16 protein-coding genes are annotated in these 18,333 nt (G+C 65.7%); 12 read left to right on the top strand and 4 right to left on the bottom strand.

Annotated features, from left to right (window positions below; all coding sequences use genetic code 11):
- The 4 genes from ACO6D5_RS09915 to ACO6D5_RS09900 form a co-directional block, all read right to left on the bottom strand.
- Positions 1-2,362: TRAP transporter permease (locus tag ACO6D5_RS09915; protein WP_485825261.1), on the bottom strand; the 2,362-nt coding region annotated here is incomplete at its 3' end.
- Positions 2,363-2,447: 85 nt separating this feature from the next.
- The gene (locus ACO6D5_RS09910; RefSeq protein WP_485825260.1) at positions 2,448-3,452 is read right to left on the bottom strand and encodes a TAXI family TRAP transporter solute-binding subunit; all 1,005 of its coding nucleotides are present in this window, start codon (positions 3,450-3,452) and stop codon (positions 2,448-2,450) included.
- A gap of 156 nt (positions 3,453-3,608) precedes the next feature.
- Positions 3,609-4,949: an aspartate aminotransferase family protein gene (locus ACO6D5_RS09905; RefSeq protein WP_485825259.1), complete on the bottom strand. Its 1,341-nt coding sequence runs from the start codon at positions 4,947-4,949 to the stop codon at positions 3,609-3,611.
- A gap of 61 nt (positions 4,950-5,010) precedes the next feature.
- Positions 5,011-5,943: a MurR/RpiR family transcriptional regulator gene (locus ACO6D5_RS09900; protein WP_485825258.1), complete on the bottom strand. Its 933-nt coding sequence runs from the start codon at positions 5,941-5,943 to the stop codon at positions 5,011-5,013.
- Positions 5,944-6,198: 255 nt separating this feature from the next.
- Between ACO6D5_RS09900 and ACO6D5_RS09895 the strand changes: the two genes are divergently transcribed.
- The 12 genes from ACO6D5_RS09895 to ACO6D5_RS09840 all read left to right on the top strand — a co-directional run bounded on the left by ACO6D5_RS09895 (position 6,199) and on the right by ACO6D5_RS09840 (position 18,329).
- The gene (locus ACO6D5_RS09895; RefSeq protein WP_485825281.1) at positions 6,199-6,750 is read left to right on the top strand and encodes a MarR family winged helix-turn-helix transcriptional regulator; all 552 of its coding nucleotides are present in this window, start codon (positions 6,199-6,201) and stop codon (positions 6,748-6,750) included.
- A complete protein-coding gene (ectA, locus tag ACO6D5_RS09890; RefSeq protein ID WP_315528463.1) occupies positions 6,747-7,307 on the top strand; it encodes a diaminobutyrate acetyltransferase in 561 nt (186 codons plus the stop codon). Before ACO6D5_RS09895 ends, ectA begins: the two co-directional genes overlap by 4 nt.
- A 124-nt stretch (positions 7,308-7,431) precedes the next feature.
- A complete protein-coding gene (gene ectB, locus ACO6D5_RS09885; RefSeq protein ID WP_315528461.1) occupies positions 7,432-8,739 on the top strand; it encodes a diaminobutyrate--2-oxoglutarate transaminase in 1,308 nt (435 codons plus the stop codon).
- Entirely contained in the window at positions 8,736-9,140 is a 405-nt protein-coding gene (locus ACO6D5_RS09880) for an ectoine synthase (RefSeq protein WP_332613399.1), read from the top strand. The genes ectB and ACO6D5_RS09880 overlap by 4 nt, the downstream gene beginning before the upstream one ends.
- A 19-nt stretch (positions 9,141-9,159) precedes the next feature.
- Positions 9,160-10,086: an ectoine hydroxylase gene (gene thpD, locus ACO6D5_RS09875; protein WP_006227525.1), complete on the top strand. Its 927-nt coding sequence runs from the start codon at positions 9,160-9,162 to the stop codon at positions 10,084-10,086.
- A 137-nt stretch (positions 10,087-10,223) separates the two neighbouring features.
- A complete protein-coding gene (locus tag ACO6D5_RS09870; RefSeq protein ID WP_485825257.1) occupies positions 10,224-11,096 on the top strand; it encodes an MOSC domain-containing protein in 873 nt (290 codons plus the stop codon).
- 175 nt (positions 11,097-11,271) lie between these two features.
- On the top strand, positions 11,272-11,640 hold the full coding sequence (gene panD, locus ACO6D5_RS09865; protein WP_006224022.1) for an aspartate 1-decarboxylase: 369 nt from the start codon (positions 11,272-11,274) through the stop codon (positions 11,638-11,640).
- A gap of 69 nt (positions 11,641-11,709) precedes the next feature.
- Positions 11,710-12,756, top strand: coding sequence for a CDP-6-deoxy-delta-3,4-glucoseen reductase (locus ACO6D5_RS09860; protein ID WP_485825256.1), 1,047 nt, complete (start codon positions 11,710-11,712; stop codon positions 12,754-12,756).
- A 343-nt stretch (positions 12,757-13,099) separates the two neighbouring features.
- Complete coding sequence (locus ACO6D5_RS09855; protein WP_315528455.1) at positions 13,100-14,356, top strand: D-amino acid dehydrogenase; 1,257 nt, start codon at positions 13,100-13,102, stop codon at positions 14,354-14,356.
- Positions 14,357-14,360: 4 nt separating this feature from the next.
- Positions 14,361-15,701 carry an extracellular solute-binding protein gene (locus ACO6D5_RS09850; protein WP_315528453.1) on the top strand — a complete coding sequence of 447 codons (1,341 nt, stop codon included), beginning with the start codon at positions 14,361-14,363 and terminating at the stop codon, positions 15,699-15,701.
- 214 nt (positions 15,702-15,915) lie between these two features.
- Positions 15,916-16,731, top strand: a complete 816-nt coding sequence (locus ACO6D5_RS09845; RefSeq protein ID WP_315528452.1) for a TrbG/VirB9 family P-type conjugative transfer protein — start codon at positions 15,916-15,918, stop codon at positions 16,729-16,731.
- Entirely contained in the window at positions 16,728-18,329 is a 1,602-nt protein-coding gene (locus ACO6D5_RS09840) for a hypothetical protein (protein ID WP_485825255.1), read from the top strand. Before ACO6D5_RS09845 ends, ACO6D5_RS09840 begins: the two co-directional genes overlap by 4 nt.
- The last annotated feature ends 4 nt before the right edge of the window (positions 18,330-18,333 follow it).

Here is an 18,333-nt window from a genome sequence, read left to right as displayed (position 1 = left end):
CGCCCGACGCATCGGCGCCCGACGCATCGGGACCTGGCTCCAGCGCGGGCAGCGCCACGGCGACGGTCTTGGTCAGTTCGTCCCCCTCCAGATTGATCCCGCGCAGCACCACGGTCAGGCGGCCGTTGTCGGGCATGGCCGCAGCAATCGTCAGCATGTCGGAGGCGGGACGGCTTTCGTATTGCGGCGCGAAATGGTCCATGAACCAGTCGGGACGGAACAGCATGAACGTCGCCAGCAACAGCACGCCGACTTCAGCCCACGTGCAGCGCGTGCGGAACCACCGCATGGTGGCCGCGGCGAACGTCAACGACGCCAGCGTGGCGCCGGCCACGACCAGCGCCAGCTCCCATCCATAATTGACGTCGATCAGCAGCAGGGCCGGGTTGAACACGAACATGAACGGCAGAATGGCGGTACGCGCGGCGTAGGTCACGCCCTGGATGCCGGTCTTGATCGGATCTTCGCCCGATATCGCCGCCGCAGCGAAGGTGGCCAGGCCGACAGGCGGGGTGATGTCGGCCATGATGCCGTAATAGAACACGAACATGTGCACGGCGATCAGCGGGATGACCAGGCCGTTCTGCGCGCCCAATTCCACCACGACCGGCGCCATCAGCGTCGCCATCAGGATGTAGTTCGCGGTCGTCGGCATGCCCAGCCCCAGGATCAGGCACACGAGCGCGGTGAAGATCAGCATCAACAGCACGTTGCCCATCGACACCAGTTCGACGAACGCGGTCATGCGCAGGCCCAGGCCGGTCAGGGTGATGGCGCCCACGATCAGGCCGGCGGTGCCGCAGGCGATCGCGATGCCGATCATGTTGCGTGCGCCGTCCTGCAGTCCGCCGATGGCGTCGCGCCAGCCCTGGCGCCAGGCCGGAGCCGCGTCCTGCTTGCGGAACCAGGCCATCAGCGGGCGCTGCGTCACCATCTGGAACAGCATGGCCATCGCCGCCCAGAACGCCGACAGGCCTGCGGACAGTTCCTCGACGCTCAGGCACCACACCAGGATGCCGATCGGGATCAGGAAATACAGTCCGGCGCGCACGGTGGGCCAAGGTTGCGGGCGCACGGGATGATTGATGTCGATGTCCTGCGGCAGGTCGGGATGCGCCGCGGCAACGCGCAACAGCCACAGATAGAGCGCCGCCAGGATCGCCAGCAGCACCCAGATGGCCGCGGCCCCCGCCACCGCCTGCACGCCGGTGCCGATCCAATAGGCCGCGCCCATCACCAGCAGCGTGCCGCTGATCCCCATGCCCCATCCCGCCAGCTTCTGCAGGGGCGTGCGGACGGGGCCTGCGGCCATCATCGGCTGGATGCCCAGCTTCAGCGCTTCCAGGTGGACGATGTAGAACAGCGCGATGTAGGAGATCGCCGCCGGCAGGATCGCGTGGCGGATGATGTCCGTGTAGGGGATGCCGACGTATTCGATCATCAGGAAGGCCGCTGCCCCCATGACAGGCGGCATGATCTGGCCATTGACCGACGATGCGGTCTCGATCGCGCCCGCCCGCACGCCGCCGTAGCCCGCCTTCTTCATGAGGGGGATCGTGAAGATGCCGCCGGTGACCACGTTGGCTACCGACGAGGCGGACACCAAACCGTTGACCGCCGAGGACACCACGGCCACCTTGGCCGGTCCGCCGCGCAGATGGCCGAGAAGCGCGAACGACACCTGCATCATGTAGTTGCCCGCCCCGCACTTGTCTAGCATCGACCCCAGTAGCACGAAGATGAAGATGTAGGACACCGATACGCCCAGCGCCACGCCGTACACGCCTTCGGTCGTCAGCCACATGTGCGACATCAGGCGTTCGAGCGATGCGCCGCGGTGGGCCAGCACGTCTGGCAGCCAGGGGCCGGCCAGCGCGTAGGCCACGAACACCAGGCCCAGCACCGTCATGGGCAGGCCGAGCGCCCGGCGCGTCACTTCCAGCAGCAGCGCCAGGCCAATCACGGCCGTCGCCACATCCATCGGCGTGGGCTGTCCGGGGCGGCCGGCCAGTTCGTTATAGAAGACGTACAGGTAGCTGCCGCAAAATCCGGCGGCCAGCGCCAGGATCCAGTCGTACCAGGGCATGCGGTCGCGCGCGGAGCGCTTGCTGGCCGGGTACGCCAGGTAGCCCAGGAACATCGCGATGCCGAGATGCAGCGCGCGCGCCTCGGTGTCGTTGAAGATGCCCCAGTTGAACGAGAACGGCAGCGGCGACGCGTACCAGAGCTGGAAGAAGGACCAGATCAGCGCGCCGGCCGCCAGCGTGGCGCCGGCGACGCCGCCCACGTTGCGGCCGCCGCGGTCGGCGTCGGCGACAAGCTGTTCCAGGTTCGGGGCCGGCGTGTGCGGCGCTTTTGTCATGAAATTCCCCTACGAGTCATGGCGCGCGCCGGCCAAGCGGCGCGCGTTGTGTGCTGGCGCGCGGCGAGCGCGCGCTGGCCAGGCCTTAGAGCAGGCCCTTTTCCTTGAAGTACTTCTCGGCGCCCGGATGCAGCGGGGCCGACAAGCCGTTCTTCACCATGTCTGCCGGCTTCAGGTTCGCGAACGCCGGATGCAGCTTCTTGAAGTCGTCGAAGTTGTCGAACACCGCCTTGACCACGGTGTAGACCGTGGCGTCGGGCACGTCGGCGGACGTGACGAAGGTGGCCGTGACGCCGTACGTCCTGGTTTCCGCGGGGTTGTTCGGGTACAGCCCGGCCGGGATCGTGGCGTGGGCGTAATAGGGGTACTTCTCGACCAGCTTGTCCACCGCCGGGCCAGTCAGCGACACGAGCTTGGCGCCGCAGCTGGTGGTGGGGTCCTGGATGTTGGCCGAGGGGTGGCCAACGCCGTAGAAGAAGCCATCGATCTTGCCGTCGCACACGGCGGAACCGTGCTCGTCGGGGCGCAGTTCCGACGCCAGCGAAAAGTCCTTCAGTGTCCAGCCCATCGTGGCCAGCAGTTCCTCCATCGACGCGCGCGTGCCCGAGCCCGGGTTGCCGACGTTGAAGCGCTTGCCCTTCAGGTCCTCGAAGCTCTTGATGTTGGCGTCTTTGCGCGTGACGACGGTGAAGGGCTCGGGGTGGATCGAAAATACCGATCGCAATTTCGGATAGGGCCCGGCCTGCTTGAACTGGCCCTCGCCGTTGTAGGCGTTAAAGCCCACGTCGGACTGCACCACGCCCAGGTCGAGTTCACCGGCCTTGATGGTGTTGGCGTTGAATACCGAGCCGCCGGTGGATTCGACCGAACAGCGGATGCCGTGCGTGGCGCGGTCTTTATTGACCAGGCGGCAGATGGCGCCGCCGGCGGCATAGTAGACGCCGGTGACGCCTCCCGTGCCGATGCTGACGAACTTTTGTTGGGCGGCGGCGGGTGCCGGCGCCATGGACAGCAATGCCGTGGCCAAGCCTGCCGCGGCGAGCGTCCAGGCGTTGCGATGGCCCAAGGGATGTTTGACGGACGTGGTCATGCAAACTCCTTATGGGGTTTTTCCCCGTGATTTGCCGGTCTTTGCCGGCGGTTGGTCCACCCCGCGAGCCTGCGGGGCGTCCTGTACGAATCATCACGTGCCCGCGGGTGGCGGGCGGCGCGCGGCGGATCCCCTCGCTGCGCGCGCAGGCCGGCGCTAGGCTCGGGCCTGTGCAATGGCGGCGTCGATGGCGCCGGCCAGGCGTTCGGTCAATTGGTCCAGTTCGTCGTCGGAAATGATGAAGGGCGGGGCAAGCAGCACGTGGTCGCCCTGGCGGCCGTCGATCGTGCCGCCCATCGGGTAGACCATGAGGCCCCGGGCCATGGCTTCGCGCTTGATCCGCGCATGCAGCGTCAACGCAGGGTCGAAGGTCTGCTTCGTGCCGCGGTCCTGCACCAGTTCGATGCCCATGAAGAGGCCCCGGCCGCGGATGTCGCCCACATGCGGATGCGCGCCCAGCGCCTGTTCAAGGCGCTGGCGCAAGCCTGCGCCCTGTTCGCGCACCCGCGCCAGCAGGTTGTCGCGGCGGATCACGTCCTGCACGGCAAGCGAGGCGGCGCAGGCGATGGCGTGGCCCAGGTAGGTGTGGCCGTGCTGGAAGAAGCCGCTCCCTTGCTGCATGGCGTCCACGATGCGCTGCTGCGCCATCACTGCGCCGATGGGCTGATAGCCGCCGCCCAAGCCCTTGGCGATGGTGATCAGGTCCGGCACGACGCCTTCCTGCTCCACCGCGTAGAGCGTACCGGTGCGGCCCATGCCGCACATCACTTCGTCGGCGATCAGCAGTACGCCATGACGGTCGCAGACTTCGCGGATCCGGCGGAAATAACCGGGCACCGCCGTCACGGCCCCGGACGTGGCGCCCACCACCGGCTCGGCCACGAAAGCCATCACGGTGCCGGCCCCCAGTTTTTCGAAGGTCTGATCCAGTTCCAGGGCCAGCCGCTCGCCGTACTGTTCGGGGCTTTCGTCCGGGCGCTGGTCGCGATAGGCGTAGCAAGGCGAGACGTGTTCGACCTCGATCAGCAGCGGCGCGAATTGGGCGCGGCGCCAGGCGTTGCCGCCCACGGCCAGCGCGCCCAGCGTATTGCCGTGGTAGCTCTGGCGGCGCGCCACGATGTGGCGGCGTTCCGGCTGACCGGTTTCCACGAAATACTGGCGCGCCATCTTCAGCGCGGCCTCGACGGCTTCGGAGCCGCCCGAGACGAAGTAGGCATGCGAGATGCCGGCAGGCGCGTCGGCGACCAGGCGGTCGGCCAGTCGCTCGGCCACTTCCGTGGTGAAAAAGCTGGTGTGGGCGTAGGCCAGCGCGTCGATCTGTGCATGCATGGCGGCCTGGATGTCGGGGTGGTTGTGCCCCAGGCAGGAGACGGCCGCGCCGCCCGACCCGTCAAGATAGGCGCGGCCCGCGCTGTCGTGGATCCACACGCCCTGGCCGCGTACGGCGACAGGCGGCGTCTGGCGTAGGGAACGATGCAGGACGTGGGTTTGGCTCATGGGGATTCCGGGATGCGTGAGTGGGCGGTGGGAAAGGGCGATGGTTGGAAGGGGCGGGCGGTCAGCCAGGCCGTCGCGAGGCGGGCGCGGCCCAGTAGACGTTGTCGGTGCGCAGCCGATCTTCGACTTCGGTCAGGCGGTTGAGCACATCGGCGCCGCCGCGGGCGGTCAGGCGCGCAATCAGGTGCTCGGCCAGGCCCAGCAGGCCGGCGGTGGTATGGAAGAACGAGCCGGGCCCTTGGCGCGCGGGGCGCGCCTGGACGCCGTCGCGGTCGGGCGGGGCGAAACGCAGCGTGTGGCGGGCCTCTACGGCCAGCGGCGACAGCGGGTCGTCGGTCAGCGCGATCAGCGCGACGCCCCGCTGCGCGGCCTGGCGCGCCAGTTGCACCGTGGCCGTGGGGTAAGGCGCCTGCGAGATCACGATCAGCGCGTCGCCGGCGTCCAGGTTGTCGGCCTGCTCGGCGGGGGCGCCGCCCAGGCCGTCGATCAGCACGCTGTTGCGGCGTACCAGCTGATACGCATAGCGCATCTGGAACGCGATGCCGAACGCCGACCGGGTGCCCAGGAAGCCGACCTGGCGTGCGTTCAGCAGTGTCTGCACGGCGGCGTCGAACGCGCCCGCCGGGTTCAAGGCGCACACCGAGCTCATCGCCTGGATCTGGTATTCCGTCAGTACATCGTGCCCGGGCGCCTCGGCGGTGCCCGCGGCGGCCTGCAAGGCGGCGGCGCGCTCACGCAGCCCCGGGTTGCGCGGCCCTGCAAGGGCCTGCTGGAACGGCTGACGGAAATCCTCGTAACTGGAATACCCGACCGCCCGCGCCAGCCGCAGCATGGTGGCCGGCGCCACGCCGAGCGCCTGGGCTTGCCGGCGCATGGACCACAGGCCGACTTCAGCGGGATGCGCCACCACCCAATGCGCCGCGCGTTGCAGCTCGGGCGGCAGGGATTCCAGCTTCTCCTGCAGGGTGAGGATGACGTCGGTGGGGAGGGGCATCGTGGGAATCATCAAAAAAACAAATGATAAATCCTGGTTCTTAAAAAAAACATATGTTTTGTCTAAGGATTTTCACTAGGCCGCCCGATGCGCGCGCCGTCCCTGGGAGGCGCCGCCAAGTCCGGCAATCCTGCGGTCATCTTCTGCAATTCCGTGTTTATTTATTTACATCATGCAGGGGGTTTTTGTTTGACTCGAATAAATCGTGCGCATATCATTTGTGTAGAAATCAATTTGATCGAACTCTTAATTTCCATGAACAACGCCGCGCAATCCGATCCGACACAGCAGTACGACCTGCGCATTTTGCGAGCCCTGCGCCGCATCACGCGCTCGATCGCATTGCATTCGCGCCAGTTGTCAGCAGTCAGCCACATCACCGCGCCTCAACTGATGTGCTTGCGTACGGTGATGGCCAACGGCCCCATGACGGCCACCGCCATCAGCCGCGAGATGCACGTCAGCCCCAGCACGGTGGTCGGCATCCTGGACCGCCTGGAAGACAAAGGGTTCATCCGCCGCGAGCGCGGCCGTGAAGACCGCCGCATCGTCTTCGTCACGGCCACCCACACCGGCCGTGAACTGGCGCAGGGCGCGCCATCGCCGTTGCAGAAGCATCTGGCCGACGCGCTGAACGCCTTGCCTGAACTTGAGCAAGCCACGATCACGCTGTCGCTGGAACGCATCGTGGCGCTGATGGAGCAAGAAGGCCAGGCAGTCGCCGCGGAAGCGCACGGCGACGTGTCGTCGCCCATCCTTGAAGTGCCCACGGGCGGGGCACCCCCAGAATCGGGAATCGTTGCATGAAGACAATCGAACTGGATACAACAACTCTCTCAAGTGCCGTGGCGCCGGCGGTTCGCGCGCAGACCCATACGATGCGTCTGCCCGACCGCAAAGACGGCGCCGCCATTCACCGCCTCATTTCCGAGTGCCCGCCGCTCGACCTGAATTCCCTCTACGCCTACTTGCTCCTGTGTGAGCATTTCAGCGACACCAGCGTCATCGCCGAAAGTGCCGGCGGACGTATCGATGGTTTTATCTCCGCTTATGTGATCCCGACCCGGCCCGACGTGTTGTTCGTCTGGCAGGTTGCGGTGCACGCCCGCGCACGCGGCCACCGGTTGGCCCGCGCCATGCTTCGCGAACTCTTGCAGCGCAAGGGGCTCGCGCATGTTCGTCATCTTGAAACCACGGTGGGGCCTGACAACCAGGCATCGCGCCGCAGCTTTACCGGCTTGGCCGGCGAGCTGGGCGCCCACGTGTCCGAGCAGCCGTTCTTCGACCGGCAATTGTTCGGGGGCGCGGACCATGACGACGAGATGCTGTTGAGGATAGGCCCGTTCGCATTGCCTGCCCCGTAGGGCGGCGCAACCCCAGCGGACTTATCGAAATACCGGGATGGCTTTGCCGATCCGAATGCGTCCACGCATCCGGAGGGGAGCTGGCCGTCTGTCAACTTATGAGATGAAAGGGAGGATTAATCATATGGACTTGAAAATCTTTGACCGGATGGAGTCGGAGGTGCGGGGCTACATTCGGTCGTTTCCCGTGATATTCAGCCAGGCCCGAGGCTCGACGCTGATTGATGAGGACGGCACCGAATACATCGATTTCTTCAGCGGTGCAGGCACGCTGAACTATGGCCACAACAATCCTGTTCTCAAGGAAAAGCTGCTGGAGTATGTACAGTCGGACGGCGTCGTCCACGGACTGGATATGGCCACCAGCGCGAAGAAGCGTTTCCTGGAGACGGTGGATCGCGTGCTGCTCAAGCCGCGCAACTGGCAATACACGCTGCAGTTCACCGGCCCCACCGGCACCAATGCCGTGGAAGCCGCGCTGAAGATCGCGCGCCAGGTCAAGGGCCGCCCCAATGTGATTTCGTTCACCCATGGTTTCCATGGCGTCAGCGGCGGTTCGCTGGCCGTGACGGCCAACATGAAGTTCCGCGAGGCCTCGGGCTACGCGCTGGGCAACACGACGTTCATGCCCTATGACGGCTACTTCGGTCCGGACGTGGACACCATGGCGTACCTGGAACGCATGCTGGAAGATCCCAGCAGCGGCATGGACAAGCCCGCCGCCGTCATCGTGGAAACAGTGCAAGGCGAGGGCGGCGTCAACGTGGCGACGCTGCGCTGGCTGAAAGAGCTGGAAAAGCTGTGCAAGCGCCACGACATGCTGCTGATCGTGGACGACATCCAGGTCGGGTGCGGCCGCACCGGCACGTTCTTCAGCTTCGAGGCCGCCGGCATCCGTCCGGACATCATCACGCTGTCGAAGTCGCTGTCCGGTTTCGGGCTGCCGATGTCGCTGGTGCTGATGAAGCCCGAGCTGGACATCTGGAAGCCGGGCGCCCACAGCGGCACGTTCCGCGGCAACAACCTGGCCTTCGTCACGGCGACGCAGGCGCTGGAGACCTATTGGGCCAACACGGCGTTCACCGCCGAGATCCAGCGCAAAGAGCGCCAGGTCCGCGATTGGCTCGAAAACCTGGTCCACAGCTATCCCAATGCCGGCTTGTCGGTGCGCGGCCGCGGCCTGATCCAGGGGCTGGTGTGCAACACGACGCCCGCCCTGGCCAACCGCATCGCGCAGAACGCTTTCAAGAAGGGCGTCGTCATCGAAACCTCGGGCGCGCACGACGAAGTGCTGAAGCTGCTGCCCGCGTTGACGATCGAGGAAGAGCTGCTCAGCAAGGGCCTGGACGTGATCGAGGCCAGCGTGGCTGAAGCGCTGGCCGAAGAGGGGCAGTCTGCCCGCATTCTGAAATTTGGAGGAAAACGCCAATGATCGTACGCAACGTCAAAGATGTGATCGGCACCGCCGACGAAGTCCGCACCGACACCTGGGTCAGCCGCCGCGTGCTGCTGAAGAAGGACGGAATGGGCTTTTCCTTCCATGAGACCACCATCTTCCCGGGCGGCCGCACGCACATCCACTACAAGAACCATCTTGAAGCGGTGTGGTGCATTGAAGGCGACGGCTCCATCGAGACCATCGCCGACGGCAAGAAGTACGACCTGGGCCCCGGCGTGGTCTACGCCCTGAACGAAAACGACGAGCACTGGCTGTGCGGCGGCAAAGAGCCGCTGCGCGTCATCTGCGTCTTCAACCCGCCGCTGACCGGCCAGGAAGTGCATGACAAAGAGGGCGTCTACGCCCTGCCTGAAGCCCAAGCCAAAGCGGCCTGAACAAGACAAGGAGGTTCGCATGATCTCACCTGCGCAGGATCCGTACGCCTCCCGTACGGATCGAAGTTCCGCCATCATCGCCCGTCAGGATCCGGTGGTTTATGAAGACGGCCAGTACGCCAACGCCCTGTCCGGCGAGCAAGTCGGCCAGTACGAGCGCGACGGTTTCCTCTTGCTGGAGAACCTGTTCTCTGAAGCCGAGATTCGCGCCTTGTCGTCCGAGGTCGAGCGCATGACGCGCGACCCGTCGATCATCCGGCGCGAAGAGTCCATCACCGAGCCCGGCAGCAATGCCGTGCGTTCCATCTTCATGGTGCATGTGCTGAACCCCGTGCTGTCGCGCCTGGTGCGCGACCCCCGGCTGGTCAATGTGGCGCGCCAGATCCTCGGCTCCGAGGTCTATATCCACCAGTCGCGCGCCAACATGAAGCCTGGCTTCAAGGGCAAGGAGTTCTATTGGCACTCCGATTTCGAGACCTGGCACGTCGAAGACGGCATGCCCTCGATGCGCGCGCTCAGCTGCTCGGTGCTGTTGACCGACAACAACGAGTGCAACGGCCCGCTGATGCTGGTGCCCGGTTCGCATCGGCAATTCATCTCGTGCGTCGGCGAAACCCCGAACGAGCACTACAAGCAATCGCTGAAGAAGCAGGAGTACGGCGTGCCGGACCCGGTCAGCCTGCAATTGCTGGTGGAGCAGGGCGGCATCCGTTCCATGACGGCCAAGGCCGGTTCGGTGGTGTTCTTCGACTGCAACACGATGCACGGCTCGAACAGCAATATTTCGCCGTGGCCGCGCGCCAATGTGTTCATGGTCTACAACAGCATGGAAAATACCTTGAATCCGCCCAAGTACGGGCTGACCCCGCGTCCTGAACATATCGCGACGCGCAAGGGGTTCAAGGCGGTGACGCCGCTGGATACCTTGAAGCTGGTCGGCGGCTAGAAGGTACCGCCTGTCGTCGCATTCGAAACCCGGGCCTGGCCCGGGTTTTTTCATGGCGGCGACAGGGGAAGACGCGCGCCGAAGGCGGCACGCTCTCTGCTATCCTTCCGCGCATTCTCCGCTGACTTTTCGCCGCCATGTCCGCCCGTATCCTCAGCTTGCATATCTACCCGATCAAATCCTGCGCAGGCATCGACCTGGCGGAGTCCCCCATTGACCGGGCCGGCCTGGCCCAAGACCGCCGCTGGATGCTGATCAGCGCCGACGGCCAATTCATGACCCAGCGTCAGTGGCCGGCGATGGCGCTGATCCGCACCGCGCTTACGGCCGGCGCGCTGCGCCTGTCCGCGCCGGGCATGGCCGACCTGGATGTGCCATTGGACGGGTCCGGCCTGGAGCCGGGGGCGGAAACCGTGGCGGTCTGGAGCGACACCATTTCCGCCCGGCGCGAAAGCACGGCAGTCGGGCAATGGTTTTCCGATTTCCTCAAGACGCCTTGCCGCCTGCTCAAGGTGGATGCGGCGGCCGAGCGCAACGCCAAGCCTGATTGGGTGTCCCGCTGGGTCGACGCGCATCCCGATCTGGCGGAGACGTTCGCCGGGGAACACCACTTCGGTTTCGCCGACGGCTTTCCCCTGCTGATCGCCAACCAGGCCTCGCTTGACGACTTGAATGCCCGCTTGCAAGCCAAGGGCGTGGCGCCGGTGCCGATGGACCGCTTCCGGCCGAATATCGTGGTCGAGGGCGAATGGGAGCCTTTTGAGGAAGACCATACCGCCATGATCACCGCCAACGGGGTCCGGATGGCGTTCGTCAAACCTTGCACGCGGTGTTCGATCCCCGATATCGACCAGCGTACGGCCCAGCAATACGATGAGCCCGGGCGTACGCTGGCGGGCTACCGGAATCTGGAAATCGGGGTGGTGTTCGGCCAGAACGCCATTCTGGATGCGCCGGCCGGCGCGCGTCTGAAGGTCGGCGACGCGGTCGAGATCGAACTGGATTTCTAGGCGCGCGCGGGCGCTGTTCGGCCCCTGCAGCGAAGTCGGCCGCCTGCGCAATGACGCAGCGGACGTCCCGGGGCGGCAAAAATTATAGAATACCGGGTTCCAACGGCAATACCGGATGCCGGGCATCACTTAGCAACGCTTCGCGGACCGGGCCGCGAACCAGGATATTTCTATCATGCAACGCATCATGCTGCGGGCAAAGCTGCACCGCGTCACGGTCACCGAAGCCGACCTTCATTACGAAGGGTCTTGCGGCATCGACGAAGACCTGCTGGACGCTGCCGGCATGCGCGAGTTCGAACGCATCGAGCTCTACAACGTCACCAACGGCGAACGTTTCGACACGTACATCATCAAGGCGGCCCGCGGCAGCGGCGCCATCTCGCTGAACGGCGCAGCGGCCCGCCGGGCCCAGGTCGGCGATCTGCTGATCATCTGCACCTACGGTCCGATGTCCGAAGCTGATTCCGCCACGCATAAGCCGCAGGTGGTGTTGGTGGACGACGCGAACCGCGTCAAGGAAATCCGCAAGTTCCCGGCCTGACGCCGGGCCGGGCGCAGCGCGCTTCCGGGCAGGCCGGAAGACGCTGCGTCAACTCAGAATCGTTTCATCATGAGCTTCCAGGTCACCATTCAACCCAGCAAGCATCAATTCCCGGTCGAGCCCGGCCAGACCGTGCTCGACGGCGCCTTGGCTGCCGGCATCGTGCTGCCTTACAGCTGTCGCAACGGCGCGTGCTCCACCTGCAAGGGCAAAGTGGTGTCCGGGGAGTTCGACGCCGGGCAGTATCCCGCCCAGATCCTGTCGCCCGAGGAACTGGCCGACGGCTACACGCTGTTCTGCCAGGCCCGTCCCGGGTCGGACATGGTGGTCGAATCCACCGAGGTCCGCCTGGCCAGCGACATCCAGATCCGCAAGCTGCCGTCGCGTGTGCAGACGCTTGAGCGCGTGGCGCCCGACGTCACCGTGATCAAGCTTCAGCTGCCGGCTTCGGAACAGTTCCGCTATTACGCGGGGCAGTACATCGAAGTCATCTTGAAGGACGGCCGCCGCCGCAGCTATTCCATGGCCGGCGCGCCGCACACCGGCAGCCCGCTGGAACTGCACATCCGCCACATGCCGGGCGGCCTGTTCACCGACCACGTCTTCGGCGCGGGCGACACGCAGATGAAAGAGCGCGAAATCCTGCGCCTGGAAGGCCCGTTCGGCTCGTTCTTCCTGCGCGAAGACAGCGACAAGCCGATCGTGCTGCTGGCCAGCGGCACGGGGTTCGCGCCCGTGAAGGCCATCGTGGAGCACATGATCCACAAGAACATCAACCGGCCGGTCACCCTGTATTGGGGCGGACGCCGTCCGCGCGACCTGTATATGGACGCGCTGGCGCAATCCTGGTCGAGCCTGCTGCCGGGGTTCACCTATGTCCCGGTCGTGTCCAACGCGCTGCAGGAAGACGGTTGGACGGGCCGCACCGGTTTCGTCCACGAGGCCGTCATGCAGGACATCGCCGATCTGTCCGGCCACCAGGTCTACGCCTGCGGCACGCCGCTGATGGTCGACGCCGCCCGCCGCGAGTTCAGCGCGCAGAGCGGCCTGCCGCCGGAAGAGTTCTACGCGGACGCCTTCACGTCCGAAGCCGACCTGGCGAAAGCCGCGTCGTAACCGGACCGGCACGAAGCACGAGGGGTGGAATTCACAAGCGGAAAAGCTTTGTGACTTCCGCCCCTTTTTACCGCTGGGCCGCCCCAAGGTAAAAAGGCCCCCTCGGGGGGCAGCAAGCACGCAAGGCGTGCGCGGGGTGGGGGCTTTTTTTACCGCTGGGCCGCCCCAAGGTAAAAAGGCCCCCTCGGGGGGCAGCAAGCACGCAAAGCGTGCGCGGCGTGGGGGCCCTTTTTTATACGTAGGCGAAGGCAAATCGGCGGGGTAAACTGCCTTGGCAGCGGCTTGCCAAGGGGGCGGACATCGGGTCCGTGAGCCGATTTGGCACGCAAGGAGCAATGCGGGCATGAAAGTAGCGGTATTGGGTAGCGGCATTATCGGAATCTCCAGCGCCTGGTGGCTAAGCCAGGCCGGCCATGACGTCGTGGTCATTGATCGCTGCACCGGTCCCGCGCAGGAAACCAGCCTGGCCAACGGCGCGCAGATCTCGGTCTCGTATGCCGAACCGTGGGCCAATCCGCAGGCTCCGCTCAAGCTGCTCAAATGGATGTTCCAGGACGACGCGCCGTTGCTGTTCCGCCCGCAATTGGATTGGCGGCAATGGATGTGGGGCTTGGCGTTCCTGCGCGAATGCCTGCCCAGCCGCCTGGCGCCGAATATCCGCGCCATGGTCCGCATGGCCGAGTACAGCCGTGCCACGCTGCGCGGCATGCGTGCCGAGCTGGGCATCGAATACGACCACCTTGAACGCGGCATCCTGAATTTCTACCGTGACCCGCACGAATTCGAAAACTCCCAGCGCGCGGCCGGGCTGATGCGCGATTTCGGCGTGGAACGCCGGGTGGTCTCGGCCGACGAGGTCATCGCCATCGAACCCGCCTTGGCGCCCCACCGGCAAACGATCGTCGGGGGCGACTACACCCCCGAAGACGAAAGCGGCGACGTGCACCTGTTCACGGTCGCGCTGGCCGAACGCTGCGCCCGCGCCGGCGTCGAATTCCGCTACAGCACGCGGGCGACCCGCCTTTTGACCCAGGGCGGCACCGTGCAAGGCGTCGAGGTCATTGAACCCGATGGCCGCTACGGCGCGGTCTCGGCCGACGCTTACGTGGTGGCCATGGGCAGTTTCAGCCCCAACATGCTGCGTCCGCTGGGCATCCCCTGCAACGTCTATCCCGCCAAGGGGTACTCGGCGACCTTCCCGGTGTTGAAACCGGAGGCCACGCCCACGGTCAGCCTGACGGACAGCAGCCACAAAATCGTGTTCTCGCGCCTGGGCGACCGGTTGCGCATGGCTGGCACGGCAGAACTCTCGGGATACTCCCGGGGCCTGAACACCAGCCGTTGCGAAGCCTTGACCCGCCTGGCGCAAGAACTCTTTCCCGACGCGCTCGATTTCGCGCGCGTCAGCTATTGGTCGGGCTTGCGCCCGTCCACTCCCTCGAATGTGCCCATCATCGGCCGTAGCCGTATCCCCAATTTGTATATCAATACGGGACACGGTACGCTTGGCTGGACGATGGGTGTTGGCTCGGGCCGGGCATTGGCCGATCTGCTTAGCGGACGGCGGCCAGAACCGGAATTCCCTTTTCTTGGTCTGTGAACCTATGAAGAATCTGCAATTGGCGGGCGTTGCCCGCGCGATGTTCGCCAGCCGGCGTGCATGGGTGTTCGGCGCCGCCATGGCAATGGCAGGCGTGGCAAACGCCGCTCCCGTGGAAATCCAAGTCTGGCACACGCTGTCGGACGCGAATAAGGCCGAGTTCGAAAAACTGGCCAAGCAGTACAACAAAGAGCAGGACCAGGTCAGCGTCAAGCTGCGCGGATTCAACTCGCAGGACGCGCTTGAGCAAGAGGCCGTCACGGCCGTCAAGGCCAAGAAGGCGCCCAATCTGGTGCAGCTGACCGACAACCACTCGCCGGAAGTCGTGGCCCAGCACAAGGCCATCCTGCCGATGTACGAACTGCTGGCCAAGTACCCGATCAAGGACTTGAACTGGTTCGTGCCGGCCACCAGCAGCTTCACGCGCGACGGCAAGGGCCGCCTGCTGGCCTTCCCCTGGATGGCTGAAGTGCCGGTGATGTTCTACAACACCGCCGCCTACAAGAAGGCGGGCCTCGATCCCAACAATCCGGCCCGTACCTGGAACGGCCTGCAAGCCGAACTGCTGAAGCTGCGCGACGTGGCGGACATCGATTGTCCGTACGCCTCCAGCGACCAGGTCACCGTGCACCTGGAGAACCTGGCGCCGATCAACGGCCAGCAATTCACCAGCAACAACAACGGACTGGACGCAGTCACCAAGAAGAGCGCCGCGCCTGCCATGCAGTTCGACACGCTCTACATGCGCCACATCTCGCTGATGGTCAGCTGGAAGCGTTCGCTGCTGTTCATGGCGCACACGGGCGACGCCTCGGCCGACAAGCTGTTCGCCAAGGGCGAATGCGCCGTGCTGACGGCCAATTCGGGCGCCTTCGGCACCTTCGTGGCCACCAAGTCGCTGTCGTTCGGCGTGGCGCCGGTCCCTTACTACGATCAGGCCACCAAGACCGCCGGCCAGCCGTTTGTCAGTGGCTCTGCGCTGTGGGCGCTTGACGGTCGTCCGCAGGCCGAAGAAAAGGCCACCGCGCAGTTCCTGGCCTGGCTCTCCAAGCCGGTGGTCGCCGCCGAATGGCACCAGCGCACGGGTTTCCTGCCGCTGACGGAAGCGGCGTTCCGCGCGTCCGACGTGTCGTTCTACAAGAGCATCCCGGGCGCGCAAGCCGTGATCGCTTCGATGAGCTCGCGTCCGGCCAGCAACAGCCGTGGCTTCCGGATGGCGAACTACAACCGCATCGAGCCCGTGCTGAACCAGCAACTGAACGATGCCTTTGAAGGCAAGGTGCCGCCCGTGTCGGCCCTGAACAATGCGGCGACTCAAGCGCGCAGCATCGCCACGCAACGTTGATCCTCGTGGCTTGATCCGGCAGCGTTGACGCCTGCCGGTTGTGCCCGCAAGAACCCGGTCCCAGGACCGGGTTTTTTTTCGTCCACAGATCGCGTCGACGCGGGGAGGATCAAAACATCCATGCGTACATGCCAGTCTGGCGGGGCGCCAGCCCGTCGTCCACCATGCCGTTCACGCGTACCGCTTCGGGTGCGCCCTTTGCTTGCGGTGAGGCATGGTTCGACTTTTCTTCCTGGTGGCAAGCCTGTCCGGCCTGGGCGCTTGCACAAGCTGGCCGGCCAATGGCGGTCCTGGCGCATCATGGCAGGCGTCTGAGCCTGCCGCGGGTGGCTTCCGGTTTGATTGGCGCCTGTCGGGGGATCCCGCGGTTGCGCCCGTGCAGGTGTTCGACAACGGCAGGGAAGTCTGGCTGCAGTTCGCGCCGGGCCAGGCCTTGCCCGCCGTGTTCGGCGTGCGGGGCGATGGCGAACATGCCTTGCCCTATGTGCGCCGCCATCCCTATGTGGTCGTGAAAGGGGAGTGGGCCATGCTGCGCTTTCGCGGGGGCCGCTTGGCGGCAAGGGCGGAGCGTGAGGACGACGTGGCGAACATGGCTGCGGCGCCCGCGCAATCCCGGCCGGTGCCGATGCCAGGCGTCGGCGCGTTGGCCGCTGAGGGGCCGTTGGCTGTCAGTGGCCCTGCGGCGGTCGCAGCGTCGGAACCTGTGATATCCCCGCCGCCTGCCGTGCCGCTTCCGCAATTCCGGGCAGCGCCGCCGGACGCCACGCTCCGCGCCGTGCTGGCGCGTTGGGCGGAAAGTTCGGGTTGGACGTTCCAGCCGCAGCATTGGGCGGTGGACGTCGACATCCCCTTGTCCGCGTCGGCGGACTTCTCGGGTGACTTCAAGTCCGCCGTCCGCGAATTGCTCGGCGCAACCGAGCTGGCCGAGAAGCCCTTGCAGCCTTGCTTCTACGGCAACCAGGTGCTGCGCGTGGTGCCGCTCGCCCAGTCCTGCTCTCGCATGGCATCACTGCAAGGAGGCGGGGCATGACGATCAGGCGCATGAGGGGCGTGGTGGCGTGCGGGGTGGTGGGTGGGGTGTTGAGCGGTTGCGCGGCTTCGGACCACGCGGCGGATCTGACCCGGGAGGCGAACGACCGGCACGCGGGCCTGGCCAGCCGCCATCAGGCCTTCGCGGATCGCTTGACGGACCGCCAGGCGCGCATCGCCGCGCAGGACGTCGCTGCGCCGTGGATCGCGGGCAAGCCGCAGCCGCTGGCGCGCGCCGTGTCCTTGCCGCCTGCGTTGCGGGAAAACGTCCCCACGACGCTGATGCTGGCCGACGGGGCAGACCTTCCCGCCCTGGCCCAACGCCTGGGCGCCGCCACCGGCATCCCGGTGCGCGTGCGGCCCGACGCCTTGCTCCCGCTTGAACAGTTCCTGCCGCGCCTGGCCGTCGATACCGGGCTGGCAACGCCATCTCCAACTCGGCTTGAAGTCCGGGAGGGGCCTTTGCCTCTGGCCGATCTGCTGGATGCGTTGGCCGCGCGGTTTTCGGTGCACTGGCGCTATGTGCGTGATGCGCTGGAGTTCTACCGCACAGAAACCCGCGTGTTCGATGTGCGGGCACTGTCGCTTGCCAGTGCGGTCGATGTGCGTTTGGGCCGGTCGGGCAGCGAAGACGGCGAGGGCTTCGAAAGCACCTCCAACACGACCTTGTCCGCGAAGGAGCACAACGCGTTGGCGGTTCTGCGCGCCAGCATCGTCCCGTTCCTGACGCGCTCGGGCTTAGTCGCGGACGCCGTGGATGGGGCGTCGTCGCTGGTGGTGACGGACACGCCCGAGGCCCTGGAACGCGTGGCGCACTACCTCGAACGCGAGAACAAGGCGATGACGCGCCGTGTGCGGCTCGTCTTCGAGGAAATCACCGTCATCCTCAAGCAATCGGCGTCGGGCGGGGTGGATTGGAATGCGTTGTACGCCGCCGCAGGCGCATCGGCGCGCCTTGCCTTGCCCGGGGCCGCCCCGCTGGGCGCGGGCATGCTCGAGACCGGTGTCGGCCGGGGACCGTTCGACGGGTCGCGCGCGGTCGTTTCGGCGCTCAGCACGATGGGCGCGATCGTGCGTCACCGCAAGGTTCCCGTCCTGACCCTGAACCGCCGGCCGGTCACCCATGCGATCCGGACCACGTTTTCCTATATCGACCGGGTGCAGAGTACTGCCGTTCCGGGCACGACGGCTGGCGGCGCCAATGGTTCGCTGCCCGCGGTGTCGATCACCCAGAAGGAAGAAACCGTCGGTTCGTTCCTGACGCTGTTGCCTGACATCCAGGAAGACGGACAGATCCTCTTGTCTGTCGCCTATGACAACGCCGTGGCGCAACCGCTTAAGACCATCACTTTCGGAGAGCGCGGCAATCAGATCCAGGTCCAGCAAATCACGATCGACGGCAACGGCACCGTGCAGCAGATCGAGTTGCGGCCAGGTCTGCCCGTCATCCTGTCCGGTTTTGACCGCAGCCAGGACCAGCACGACCGCCAACGCCTGGCGCCGGGCTTGCCGCTGATCACCGGCGGGCAGGACAGCGCCGCCCAGGAGCGCGAGACGACGCTCGTCCTGGTGACGGCGCAGGTCGAAGAAGGCTATTGAGGGC

Source organism: Achromobacter sp., from assembly GCF_057314935.1.
This window is presented reverse-complemented; position numbering and strand designations above follow the sequence as displayed.

Excerpts from the sequence above, each read along its gene's own strand:
- ACO6D5_RS09910 (WP_485825260.1), bottom strand. The coding sequence starts at position 3,452 with ATGACCACGTCCGTCAAACATCCCTTGGGCCATCGCAACGCCTGGACG.
- ACO6D5_RS09905 (WP_485825259.1), bottom strand. The coding sequence starts at position 4,949 with ATGAGCCAAACCCACGTCCTGCATCGTTCCCTACGCCAGACGCCGCCT.
- ACO6D5_RS09900 (WP_485825258.1), bottom strand. The coding sequence starts at position 5,943 with ATGCCCCTCCCCACCGACGTCATCCTCACCCTGCAGGAGAAGCTGGAA.
- ACO6D5_RS09895 (WP_485825281.1), top strand. The coding sequence starts at position 6,199 with ATGAACAACGCCGCGCAATCCGATCCGACACAGCAGTACGACCTGCGC.
- ectA (WP_315528463.1), top strand. The coding sequence starts at position 6,747 with ATGAAGACAATCGAACTGGATACAACAACTCTCTCAAGTGCCGTGGCG.
- ectB (WP_315528461.1), top strand. The coding sequence starts at position 7,432 with ATGGACTTGAAAATCTTTGACCGGATGGAGTCGGAGGTGCGGGGCTAC.
- ACO6D5_RS09880 (WP_332613399.1), top strand. The coding sequence starts at position 8,736 with ATGATCGTACGCAACGTCAAAGATGTGATCGGCACCGCCGACGAAGTC.
- thpD (WP_006227525.1), top strand. The coding sequence starts at position 9,160 with ATGATCTCACCTGCGCAGGATCCGTACGCCTCCCGTACGGATCGAAGT.
- ACO6D5_RS09870 (WP_485825257.1), top strand. The coding sequence starts at position 10,224 with ATGTCCGCCCGTATCCTCAGCTTGCATATCTACCCGATCAAATCCTGC.
- panD (WP_006224022.1), top strand. The coding sequence starts at position 11,272 with ATGCAACGCATCATGCTGCGGGCAAAGCTGCACCGCGTCACGGTCACC.
- ACO6D5_RS09860 (WP_485825256.1), top strand. The coding sequence starts at position 11,710 with ATGAGCTTCCAGGTCACCATTCAACCCAGCAAGCATCAATTCCCGGTC.
- ACO6D5_RS09855 (WP_315528455.1), top strand. The coding sequence starts at position 13,100 with ATGAAAGTAGCGGTATTGGGTAGCGGCATTATCGGAATCTCCAGCGCC.
- ACO6D5_RS09850 (WP_315528453.1), top strand. The coding sequence starts at position 14,361 with ATGAAGAATCTGCAATTGGCGGGCGTTGCCCGCGCGATGTTCGCCAGC.
- ACO6D5_RS09845 (WP_315528452.1), top strand. The coding sequence starts at position 15,916 with ATGGTTCGACTTTTCTTCCTGGTGGCAAGCCTGTCCGGCCTGGGCGCT.
- ACO6D5_RS09840 (WP_485825255.1), top strand. The coding sequence starts at position 16,728 with ATGACGATCAGGCGCATGAGGGGCGTGGTGGCGTGCGGGGTGGTGGGT.